This window comes from Streptomyces pyxinae (assembly GCF_024756275.1).
Lineage (GTDB): Bacteria > Actinomycetota > Actinomycetes > Streptomycetales > Streptomycetaceae > Streptomyces > Streptomyces pyxinae.
Map to the genome: position 1 here is coordinate 26,606 of NZ_JANUGQ010000017.1, position 11,375 is coordinate 37,980.

Consider the following 11,375-nt stretch of genomic DNA (forward strand, 5'->3'; position numbering starts at 1 on the left):
TGTGCGGAACCAGCGAGCACGCAGCAGGGGGCTACCGCCATGACGACAGGTCGGCTCGGGCACGCCGCGCCACCGAACGCGGCCTACGCCGGGCAGGTCGTGCACTTCCCGGACCCGGTCCGGGCCGCCCGGCACCCGCACGGGGTGCGGATGGACGGCGACGGCCACCCGGACTTCTCGCCGTACGCGCGGGCCGCCGCCGAGATCGCCGAGCCGCCGGAAGGATTCGGCGTGGACGAGCTGCGGCTGACGGACTATGTCTCCGCCAACGCCGCCCTGCACGCGGCCGGCCATGAACTCTGGGACACCCTCGGCCCGGTGGCGACCCCGCACGGCTGGACCTGGCACCACGTGGCCGGCACCCGGCGGATGGAGCTGGTGCCGGTGGAGGTGAAGGCGCTGCTGCGGCACCACGCGGGCCTGACGACCACCCCGGTGGACCTGGAGAAGCGGGGCACCCGGCCGCTCCAGGAGGCGCGCCCGGCGCACTTCGCGGTGCCGAAGGGCGACCCGGCGGTCCCCGAGGCGCAGCTCCAGGGCGTCGAGGAGGACCTGGGCCACCGGCTGCCGGGGGCGTACCGCTCCTTCCTGAAGGCGGCGGGCGGCTGCGCCCCGGTGGGCGTGGCGCTCGATCCGGAGCTGGGCCTCCTGGTGGACCAGCCGTTCTTCACGGTCCGGGACCGGGCGGCGGTCAACGACCTGGTCTATATGAACAAGTGCCTGCGGGATCATCTGACCAAGGAGTACCTCGGCGTCGCCTTTGTGCAGGGCGGGGTGCTGGCGGTCCGGGTGCGGGGCACGGACGCCGGTTCGGTGTGGTTCTGCGCCTACGACGACGCCCGGGACCGGGACGGCTGGTCGGTGGCGGAGCGGGCGGAGCGGCTGCTGCTGCCCTGCGGCGCCGACTTCGACGCGTTCCTCGGGCGGCTGGCGGGCAGTCCGCCCGAGCTGGAGACGGTGGCGAATCTGATGGTGGACGGTGGCTTCGCGCGGGCCGTTCCGGTGACGGGTGAGGAGTGACGGCCCGGTGGTGACGTACGCGCAGGCGCAGGAGCGCGCCGAGGAGTGGATCAACGGCGACATGCCGGCCTACCAGCACCGCGAGGTGCGGGTGCGGGAGTTCGAGCTGGGCTTCGTGGTGTGGGCGGAGGACCGCCCGGACGGCCCGGTCTCGGACGGCGGCCGGCAGCGGCTGGTGATCGCCCGCGACAGCGGTGAGGTGACCCTGTGGCCGGGGCTGCCGGTGGGCGAGGTGATCCGCCGGTACGAGGAGGAGTACGGCGCTCCCGCCGAGGCGCCGGGCCAGGTCTCCCCGGCCCCGCCGGAGCGGATCGACCTGAACCAGACGTCCTTCCTGCTGACCCCGCCCGAGTGGCTCCAGGACGCGGCCGACCGGATGGGCGTCCCGGACCGCCGCCCGGGGACGGACGACACCTCCGGGGCCGGGGCCTCCGCTGTCGGTACCGCCGGGGCGGACGCCTCCGGGGTGGACCCGGCCGGCGCCCTGGTGGCGGCCGGCGCGGAGTCCGCCGGTCCGGCCGGTGACGCCGGGGCGCCGGAGTCCGCCGGTGCGGCCGGGACCCCGCCGGCCGCCGCCGCGCACCCGGACGCCGACCTGGACGCGGACGCGCACTCGCGTGCGGGCACGGCTCCGGACTCTCGCGCGGAAGCAGAAGCGGGTGCGGGCGTGATCGCCGAGGCGGACGCGGGCAGGAACGCGGGCCTGGCGCCGGACACGGGCTCCGCCGCCCCGGCCACCGGAAGCGCCCCGGCCCCTGGAGCCCCGGCCCCCGGAAGCGCCCACGTCCCCGGAGATCCGGCCGCCGGGGACGGGGTGGCCGCCCCGGCCGCGTCCTGGGACGCCGTGGACGCCCGGCGGGGCAAGGGCGGTGCCGGCGGCGACAGCGGCGACGACGGCTCCGTACCGCTGCCCGCCACGGTGTTCGCGCCGCCGCTCTCGGGCGCGGACACCGACGACACCCCGCCGCCCGTCGTGGGGCCCGACGCCCCCACGGCACTGCTGCCGGGCGGCAGCGCGCTGCCCGCGACGCGGATCACCCCGCTGCCGGACCCGCAGGGGGCCGCGCCGCACGCCCCGGAGACCGCCGGCGCCGGTTCCGGCACGGACGCCGGTCCGGGTGGGGACTCCGGTTCCGGTACGGGCACGGCGGCCCCGGCGGCCGGTTCCGGCGCGGGCTCCGTTCCCGGTACGGGCGCGGGCTCAGGTTCCGGTCCGGGCGCGGCCGGCGGGTACGTACCGACGCAGCTGGTCTCGCAGCTGGGTCCGGAGGGACCGCCGCCGCCCGGCGCGCCGGCCCCGCACCAGCAGCGGCAGCCCGCCCCGGGGGCGACGGGCACTCCGCCGCCTCCGCCCGGGCCCCCGCGTCCGCCCGGGGCCACCCCGGCGCCCGGGGGCGACGCCCACCACGCGGCCACCATGCTGGCCCGGCCCGGTGCGGGGGGCGCCACCCCGCCGCCTCCGCCCGGTCCGCCGCGCCCGCCCGGCGCCACCCCGCCCCCGCCCGGCGCCCCCGGGGTGCCCGGCGGCGGGGTCCACCAGGCCGCGACCATGCTGGCCCAGCCCGGCCCGGGTGCGCCCGTGCCCCCGCCCGGCCCGGCCCCCGCTCCGGGCGGCACCCCGCCGCACGGCGCCCCCGGCATGCCCGCCGGGCCGGTGCCGCCGCCTGGCGCCCCCCCGGCCCCGCCCGCGCCCGGTCACCCGGGCTCGCCGGTCCACAGCCATCCGGCCCCGCCCGCCCACGGCCACCCGCAGCAGCCGGCCGGGCCGCCCACCGTCGGGCCCGGCTATCAGGCGGTGCTCCGCTACCGGGCGCCGGACGGTTCGGAGGCCCGGCTGATCCGCCGCTCGGCGCCCGGCACCCCGCACCCCGAGTGGCAGATCCTGCACGAGCTGCGGGCCCTGAACGTGCCCCCGCAGCAGGTGCTGGAGCTCCACACCGAGCTGGAGTCCTGCGAGCTGCCCGGCGGTTACTGCGCCCGGATGATCCGGGAGACCTGGCCGCAGGCCCGGATCACCTCGATCGCCCCGTACGGCCGTGACCACGCGGGACGCCGGCAGGGCATGGACCAGCTCCTCGCGCACCAGGGCGAACTGCACCAGGTGGCGGACGGTCCCGCGCGCCCGGCTCCGGTGCGCGCTCCGCTGCCGCCGGTCCAGCCGGCGCCCCCGCTGCCGCCGGAGGGCGTGGCGCAGGAACTGCTGGCCGCGTTCGGGCCGCAGGGCTTGTGCCGCTTCGACCAGCGGGCGGTCTCCCGCCAGGGGGTGCCCGAGCTGGTGGCGCGGACGCTGGTGTGGGCGGGGCTGCCCGCCGACTTCGGCCCGTTCTTCTGGGCCCAGCCGGCCCACCCCGTGGTGCCGACGCTCGCGGAGCTGGCGGCGCAGCGGCAGGTGGCGGCGGCACCGGACGCCGCCTCGTATCTGGTGGTCGGCTCCGACTTCGGGCGGGCCCTCTGCGTCCAGTACGGCACCGCCCATATCGTCGCCGTACCGGTGGAGGCCGGGCCCGGTGGCGGGCCGGTGGCGCCGCAGTTCGTCAACTCCGGGCTGCCCGAGTTCACCCGCTGCCTGGCGCTGCTGGGCCGGATGTGGCGGCTGCGCTACGGGCTGACGCCGGAACAGGCGGGCCGCTGGACGGTCGACTTCCAGGCCCAGCTGGCGATGCTGGACCCGGCGGCGCTGGCCTCGCCGGAGAGCTGGTGGTCGGTGCTGCTGGAACAGATGTGGGACGGCCTCCTCTGAGACGTCCCGCAGGACGCCCCGCGAGACGTCCGCGGGCCACCCTCCCGGCCCCGGGTCGGGCGGCGGCCCGCTCGGCCCGGGCCCGGTGTCAGGCCCGGTCCCGGGCCGACCGGGCCTGACACCGGGTCACTCGGCGGCCCGGGAGGGAGCCGTCCGTTTCCCCTCGGGCCCGTCCGCACCGCCGGCCTCCTCGGCCCCGTCCGCCCCGTCGGCCCCGTCAGGGTCTCGTACCGGAAAGCGGCGCGGGGCGAGGGTCAGCAGCACCAGGACGGCGAGCAGTCCGGCCCCCGCCGCGCCGAGGAACACGTACTCGACCGCCGTGTCCACCGCCTCCGGGGTCAGTGCGGCCGGGTCGTCCAGGCGGCCCTCGCCGACGCGGGTGCCGAGCACGGCGTTGGCGATCGCGCCGAACAGCGCGGCGCCCAGGCTCTGGCCGACCTGTCGGCAGAAGAGCACCGAGGCGGTGGCGGTGCCTCGCTCGGCGTGCCCGACGGTGGACTGGACGCCCACGATCAGCGGCAGCTGGAAGAGGCCGAGCGCCGCGCCCAGCGCCAGCGTCACCAGGGTCGGCTGCCAGGGCTCCCCGGGGTAGGGCAGCAGCGGGAAGGCGAGCAGCGAGAGCACGGCCAGCGTCATCCCGGTGACCGCGCTCAGCCGGAAGCCGATCCGGCGGTAGACCCGGTTCGACAGGGCGGCGCTGATCGGCCAGGTCAGCGTCATGGCGGAGAGCACGAACCCGGCCGCCACCGGCCCGAGTCCCAGCACCGACTGGGCGTACATCGGCAGGAAGGCGGTCGGGGCGACCATCAGCAGGCCGAGGGCGCCGAGCGCGAGATTGACGGCGGCGATGGTACGGCGGCGCCACACCCAGCCGGGGATCACCGGCTCGGCCGCCCGGCGTTCGACGGCGACCGTGAGCGCCGCTCCGGCGGCGGCACAGCCCAGCAGGGTGAGGGACGGCGCGGAGAGCCAGGGCCAGGCCACCCCGCCCTGGACCAGCGCGGTGAGCAGCAGGGCGCCGGTGGCGAAGACGCCGAGCGCCCCGGCCCAGTCGACCGAGATGGGGGCGCCGGCCGGGCGGGCCGGTTCGCGGAGGTGGCGGGCGATCAGCCAGAGGGCGACGAGCCCGACGGGCAGGTTGACCAGGAAGATCCACCGCCAGCCCGCGTGTCCGGCGAAGCCGGCGGATCCGGCGAGCAGCCCGCCGAGCGCCGGTCCGGCCAGCGCCGACACGGCCCAGACCCCGGAGAGCCGGGCCTGGATGCGCGGGCGCTCCCGGAGCGGGTACAGATCGGCGGCGATGGTCTGCACGGTGCCCTGGAGCGCGCCGCCGCCGAGCCCCTGGACGACCCGGAAGGCGATGAGGGAGGCCATGTTCCAGGCGGTGGCGCAGAGCAGTGAGCCGGTGAGGAACAGCAGGATGCCGGCGAGCAGCACGGGCTTGCGGCCGAAGGTGTCGGAGAGCTTGCCGTAGACCGGCAGGGTGACGGTGTTGGCGAGCAGATAGCCGGCGAACAGCCAGGAGAAGACGGAGAGTCCGCCGAGGTCCCCGACGATCTGCGGTACGGCGGTGGAGACGACGGTCCCGTCGAGCGCGGCGAGCGCCATGCCCAGCATCAGCGCCGCCACCACCGGCCCCCGTCGGCCGGGCGTGGTGGCCGGAGCGGCGGCCTCCCCGGTACGCGCCCCACCCGCCCCGCCCGTCCCGCCCGCCGCACGGACCCTGTCCGCCCCGCAGGACTCGTTCGTCCCGCCCGCCTCGGCCGCCTCGTGTGCCTTGCCCGCCCCGGTACGCGTCCCGCCCGCCCTGCCCGCCTCGCTCCCCGCGCCGGTCCCGCTCGCCCCACCCGCCTCGGGCGCCCCGTGCGCCTTGCCCGCCCCGGTACGCGTCCCGCCCGCCCTGCCCGCCTCACCCCTCTCGCGCGTCTCGCTTCCCCCACCTGTCTCGCCGACCCCGTTCGCCTCGCCTCCCTCGCCCACCGAAGTCCCTTCCCCCTGCACGTATATGGCCCGGGTCAGCCTCTCACCGCCACCCGCCGGGCGCGAGGGGGCGACCGCGACGAGAGCGGCCGACGAGGCCGGCCACGACAGGCATCCCCTGCCCGTGGCCCGGCCCCCGGCCGCGGGGCCCCGTCCCCGGCCCCCGCCCGGGCCGCCCGGACCCGTTGATCGGTGGGCGGCGGGGGTCCCACTGGGCGTACGCTGGGAGACCCCCGGCCCGTGCGACGTGTCGGGCGGTTCGCGTTGCCCCACTCCCTGGGATGGAAGCCCATGAGCCTGCACGGCCTGCTGGACGTCGTCGTCAAGGACCCTGCCCTCGGCCAGGCCGTCAAGGCCGCCGCCGACGGCCACCGGCCGCAGGTGGACCTGGTCGGGCCGCCCGCCGCGCGCCCGTTCGCGGTGGCCGCGCTGGCCCGGGACGCCGGGCGGCCGGTGCTGGCGGTGACGGCGACCGGCCGGGAGGCGGAGGACCTGGCGGCGGCGCTGCGCACCCTGCTGGACCCGGACACGGTCGCGGAGTACCCGTCCTGGGAGACGCTGCCGCACGAGCGGCTCTCGCCCCGGTCGGACACCGTGGGCCGGCGGCTCGCGGTGCTGCGGCGGCTCGCCCACCCGGCCCCGGACGACCCGGCGACCGGTCCGGTCTCGGTGGTGGTGGCGCCGGTGCGCTCGGTGCTCCAGCCGCAGGTCAAGGGGTTGGGTGACCTGGAGCCGGTGAGCCTGCGGACCGGCCAGCAGGCGGACCTGGAGGAGATCGTCGCGGGGCTGGCGGCAGCGGCGTACAGCCGGGTGGAGCTGGTCGAGAAGCGCGGCGAGTTCGCGGTGCGCGGCGGCATCCTGGACGTCTTCCCGCCGACCGAGGAGCACCCGCTGCGGGTGGAGTTCTGGGGCGACGACGTCGAGGAGATCCGGTACTTCAAGGTGGCCGACCAGCGGTCGCTGGAGGTGGCCGAGCACGGGCTGTGGGCACCGCCCTGCCGGGAGCTGCTGCTCACCGACTCGGTGCGGGAGCGGGCGGCGGCGCTGGCCGAGGCCCATCCGGAGCTGGGCGAGCTGCTCGGGAAGATCGCCGAGGGGATCGCGGTCGAGGGCATGGAGTCGCTGGCCCCGGTGCTGGTGGACGAGATGGAGCTGCTGCTCGACGTGCTGCCCGCCGGGGCGATGGCGGTGGTCTGCGATCCGGAGCGGGTGCGCACCCGGGCGGCGGACCTGGTGGCGACCAGCCAGGAGTTCCTCCAGGCGTCCTGGGCGGCGACGGCGGGCGGCGGGGAGGCGCCGATCGACGTGGGCGCGGCCTCGCTGTGGGGGATCGCGGACGTCCGGGACCGGGCCCGCGAGCTGGGCATGCTCTGGTGGTCGGTGTCGCCGTTCGCGGCCGACGAGGAGCTGGACGAGGACACCCTGACGCTGGGGATGCGTGCCCCGGAGACGTACCGGGGGGACACCGCCCGGGCGCTGGCGGACACCAAGGGCTGGCTGGCGGACGGCTGGCGGACGGTCTTCGTGACCGAGGCGCACGGCCCGGCCTCCCGGACGGTCGAGGTGCTGGGCGGCGAGGGGATCGCGGCCCGGCTGGACCGGGACCTCACCGAGATCTCGCCGTCGGTGGTCCATGTCTCCTGCGGCGCCATCGACCACGGCTTCGTGGACCCGGGGCTGCGGCTGGCGGTGCTCACCGAGACCGACCTGTCCGGGCAGAAGGCGGCGGGCAAGGACGGCGGCCGGATGCCGACCCGCCGCCGCAAGACGATCGACCCGCTCACCCTGGAGGCGGGCGACTACATCGTCCACGAGCAGCACGGCGTGGGCCGGTACATCGAGATGGTGCAGCGCACCGTGCAGGGCGCCACCCGCGAGTATCTGCTGGTGGAGTACGCGCCCGCCAAGCGCGGCCAGCCGGGCGACCGCCTGTACATCCCCACCGACCAGCTGGAGCAGGTCACCAAGTACGTCGGCGGCGAGGCGCCCACCCTGCACCGGCTGGGCGGCGCGGACTGGACGAAGACCAAGGCGCGGGCGAAGAAGGCGGTCAAGGAGATCGCCGCCGACCTGATCAAGCTCTACTCGGCCCGGATGGCCGCGCCCGGCCACGCCTTCGCCCCGGACACGCCGTGGCAGCGGGAGCTGGAGGACGCCTTCCCGTACGCGGAGACCCCCGACCAGCTCTCCACCATCGCCGAGGTGAAGGAGGACATGGAGAAGACGGTCCCGATGGACCGGCTGATCTGCGGTGACGTGGGGTACGGCAAGACCGAGATCGCGGTGCGGGCGGCGTTCAAGGCGGTGCAGGACGGCAAACAGGTCGCCGTCCTGGTGCCCACCACCCTCCTGGTCCAGCAGCACTTCGGCACCTTCTCCGAGCGGTACGCGCAGTTCCCGGTGGTGGTCCGGGCGCTCTCCCGGTTCCAGAGCGACACCGAGGCGAAGGCGACCCTGGAGGGGCTGCGGGACGGCTCGGTGGACCTCGTCATCGGCACCCACCGGCTCTTCTCGTCGGAGACCAAGTTCAAGGACCTGGGCCTGGTCGTCGTCGACGAGGAGCAGCGGTTCGGCGTCGAGCACAAGGAGCAGCTGAAGAAGCTGCGCGCCAATGTGGACGTGCTCACCATGTCCGCGACCCCGATCCCCCGGACGCTGGAGATGGCGGTGACCGGCATCCGCGAGATGTCGACCATCACCACCCCGCCGGAGGAGCGGCATCCGGTCCTCACCTTCGTGGGGCCGTACGAGGAGAAGCAGATCGGCGCGGCGATCCGCCGTGAACTCCTGCGCGAGGGCCAGGTGTTCTACATCCACAACCGGGTGGAGTCGATCGACCGGGCGGCCGCCCGGCTGCGCGAGATCGTGCCGGAGGCGCGGATCGCCACAGCACACGGGCAGATGTCCGAACAGGCCCTGGAGCAGGTGGTGGTGGACTTCTGGGAGAAGAAGTCCGATGTGCTGGTGTCCACCACGATCGTGGAGTCCGGCATCGACATCTCCAACGCCAACACCCTGATCGTGGAGCGCGGCGACAACTTCGGTCTCTCCCAGCTCCATCAGCTGCGCGGCCGGGTGGGCCGGGGCCGGGAGCGGGGGTACGCGTACTTCCTCTACCCGCCGGAGAAGCCGCTCACCGAGACCGCCCACGAGCGGCTGGCGACCATCGCCCAGCACACCGAGATGGGCGCCGGCATGTATGTGGCGATGAAGGACCTGGAGATCCGGGGCGCGGGCAATCTGCTGGGCGGTGAGCAGTCCGGTCATATCGCGGGCGTCGGCTTCGACTTGTACGTACGGATGGTGGGCGAGGCCGTCGCCGACTACCGGGCGTCCCTGGAGGGCGGGGTCGAGGAGGAGCCGCCGCTGGAGGTCAAGATCGAGCTGCCGGTCGACGCGCATGTCCCGCACGACTACGCGCCCGGCGAGCGGCTGCGGCTCCAGGCGTACCGGGCGATCGCCTCGGCCACCACGGAGGAGGACGTCAGGGCGGTCCGCGAGGAGCTGACCGACCGCTACGGCAAGCTCCCCGAGCCGGTGGAGAACCTGCTGCTGGTGGCCGGCCTGCGGATGCTCGCCCGCGCCTGCGGGGTGGGCGAGATCGTGCTCCAGGGCCCCAACGTCCGGTTCGGACCGGTGGAGTTGCGTGAGTCCCAGGAGCTGCGCCTCAAGCGGCTCTACCCGCGCACCGTCATCAAGCCGGCCACCCACCAGCTCCTGGTCCCGCGCCCCACCACCGGCAAGATCGGCGGCAAGCCGGTGGTCGGCCGCGAACTCCTCGCCTGGACCGGCGAGTTCCTGACCTCGATCCTGGGCTCGTAGGGAAGCAGGGCACTGGTTCATACGCGGCCTTACCCTGGCCTCATGGCCAAGACCAGGGTGACCTTCACCATCGATCCGTCGGACGCGGACCGGCTGCGCCGGGCCGCTCGGAACGCGGGGCTGACCGTCTCCGCGTTCATCGAGGCGCGGGTGCTGGAGGCGGTCGGGCAGGACGAGGCCATAAGGGCCGCCTTCCGGGACGCGGACGCGGCGACCGCCGCCGCCTACGCGGCGGCGGATGCCGCGATCCGGCCGGACCCGGAACCGCTGTCCGAGCGGGACAAGGCGGAGGCGGATGCCGTACTGGACCGGATGTTCGCGAAGCTGCGGCACACCGCGTGACCGCGGATGTCGTCTACGACGCCGGTGCCCTGATCGCGGCCGAGCGGGGAAGCGCCAAACTGCGCTACTTGCACCGGGCGTGGCGTACCGCCGGGGTCGTCCCGGTGGTGCCGGGACCGGCACTGGCTCAGGTGTGGCGTGGCGGCGCCCGGCAGTACGCGGTGGCAGAGTTCCTCAAGCAGTGCCAGGTACTCACGGCGTACTCCGTGGACGACTACCGGCGAGTCGGCTGGATGCCGGGGCAGGCCGATCTCCCGTCCAAGAAGCGTCCGGACGTGGTGGCCGCCCTGGTCGTCCTGACCGCTGTGCTGCGTCACGCCGAGGTGATCGTCACCTCGGACCCCGAGGATCTGGCCGCCTGTGCGGCGACCCTGGGCTGGAAGGCCGATCTGGTCACTCCGTAGCCCCTCGGGGCACCGCCCCCTCGGCAGCGCGCGCGGGCGGGCCTACCATGCGGGGATGGCCGCTTCGACCCGCGCTCGTACCGTACTCGCCCTCACCGCCGCCACCGCGCTGCTCGCCGGATGCGAGGGTCTGCCCGCCGACCAGCCGTCCGGGGGGTCCGGCGCGGCGGCTCCGGACGGGCGGTCGGCCCGGCCGCTGGACAACGCGGACGGTACGAAGCCGGGGCTGGCCGCGCTGGTCTCGGCGGCCGACCGGGCGGAGGGGCGCCGGCTGGTGGAGCGGCTCACCACCAAGGGGCGCGGCCCCAAGACGGGGTACGAGCGGGACAAGTTCGGGCACGCCTGGCTGGACACCGCCGACGGGGTGCCGCTGGCCCGCAACGGCTGCGACACCCGCAACGACGTACTGCGCCGGGACGGCCGGCAGCCGGCCTTCCGCAAGGGCTCGGACTGCGTGGTGGTCTCGATGACCCTCCACGACCCGTACACCGGCAAGGACATCGCCTGGAAGAAGGCGGAGGCGGCCCGGGTGCAGATCGACCATGTGGTGCCGCTCTCCTACAGCTGGCAGCTGGGTGCCGCCCACTGGCCCGAGGCCAAGCGCCGCCAGCTCGCCAACGACCCGCTCAACCTGCTCCCCGTGGACGGCCCCACCAACGGCCGCAAGAGCGACTCCGGCCCGGCCGCCTGGCTGCCGCCGGACAAGACGATCCGGTGCGCCTACGCCACCCGCTTCGCCCAGGTCGCGCTCAAGTACCGGCTCCCCGTCACCGCCCCCGACAAGCAGACCATGCTGGCCCAGTGCGCCGGCTGACGGAGGCGCCGGGCGGGGACCGAGCGGGCGCCACGCAGGAGCCGGGCGGGCGCTGAGCCGGCCGGCCGGGCCCGGCCGGGTGCGCCGCCCGCGTTCCCGGACCCGCCCGCGCTCCGGGACCCGCCCGCGCTCCGGGACCCGCCCGGGTGCGGTGGGCCCGCGCCGAACGCGCCGGAGCCGTACGGCCCGAGCCGGAGCCGTACGACCCCGAGCCGAAGCCGTACGACCCCGAGCCGAAGCCGTACGACCCCGA

At 75.8% G+C, this 11,375-nt stretch carries 7 protein-coding genes; 6 read left to right on the forward strand and 1 reads right to left on the reverse strand.

Annotation, left to right across the window (positions count from 1 at the left end; genetic code table 11):
• Positions 1-39 precede the first annotated feature (39 nt).
• Complete coding sequence (locus tag NX801_RS19705) at positions 40-1,020, forward strand: SMI1/KNR4 family protein (protein WP_258789112.1); 981 nt, start codon at positions 40-42, stop codon at positions 1,018-1,020.
• A 7-nt stretch (positions 1,021-1,027) separates the two neighbouring features.
• Positions 1,028-3,760 (forward strand): SUKH-4 family immunity protein, encoded by a 2,733-nt coding sequence (locus NX801_RS19710; protein ID WP_258789113.1) that lies wholly within the window; start codon positions 1,028-1,030, stop codon positions 3,758-3,760.
• A 126-nt stretch (positions 3,761-3,886) separates the two neighbouring features.
• On the opposite strand, the gene NX801_RS19715 is transcribed toward NX801_RS19710, so the two are convergent.
• Complete coding sequence (locus NX801_RS19715; RefSeq protein ID WP_258789114.1) at positions 3,887-5,740, reverse strand: MDR family MFS transporter; 1,854 nt, start codon at positions 5,738-5,740, stop codon at positions 3,887-3,889.
• Between the two features lie 291 nt (positions 5,741-6,031).
• Here NX801_RS19715 and mfd point away from each other — a divergent pair, with 291 nt between their 5' ends.
• Genes mfd through NX801_RS19735 form a run of 4 tightly spaced genes read left to right on the forward strand, consistent with a single transcriptional unit; the run spans position 6,032 to position 11,122 of the window.
• Positions 6,032-9,562, forward strand: coding sequence for a transcription-repair coupling factor (mfd, locus tag NX801_RS19720; RefSeq protein WP_258789115.1), 3,531 nt, complete (start codon positions 6,032-6,034; stop codon positions 9,560-9,562).
• Between the two features lie 42 nt (positions 9,563-9,604).
• Positions 9,605-9,904 carry a ribbon-helix-helix protein, CopG family gene (locus NX801_RS19725; protein ID WP_258789116.1) on the forward strand — a complete coding sequence of 100 codons (300 nt, stop codon included), beginning with the start codon at positions 9,605-9,607 and terminating at the stop codon, positions 9,902-9,904.
• Positions 9,901-10,308, forward strand: a complete 408-nt coding sequence (locus NX801_RS19730) for a hypothetical protein (protein ID WP_258789117.1) — start codon at positions 9,901-9,903, stop codon at positions 10,306-10,308. The genes NX801_RS19725 and NX801_RS19730 overlap by 4 nt, the downstream gene beginning before the upstream one ends.
• A gap of 55 nt (positions 10,309-10,363) precedes the next feature.
• Positions 10,364-11,122 carry an HNH endonuclease family protein gene (locus NX801_RS19735; protein WP_258789118.1) on the forward strand — a complete coding sequence of 253 codons (759 nt, stop codon included), beginning with the start codon at positions 10,364-10,366 and terminating at the stop codon, positions 11,120-11,122.
• Positions 11,123-11,375 lie beyond the last annotated feature (253 nt).

Coding starts and splice junctions, on each gene's coding strand:
- mfd (WP_258789115.1), top strand. CDS start 6,032: ATGAGCCTGCACGGCCTGCTGGACGTCGTCGTCAAGGACCCTGCCCTC.
- NX801_RS19705 (WP_258789112.1), top strand. CDS start 40: ATGACGACAGGTCGGCTCGGGCACGCCGCGCCACCGAACGCGGCCTAC.
- NX801_RS19725 (WP_258789116.1), top strand. CDS start 9,605: ATGGCCAAGACCAGGGTGACCTTCACCATCGATCCGTCGGACGCGGAC.
- NX801_RS19735 (WP_258789118.1), top strand. CDS start 10,364: ATGGCCGCTTCGACCCGCGCTCGTACCGTACTCGCCCTCACCGCCGCC.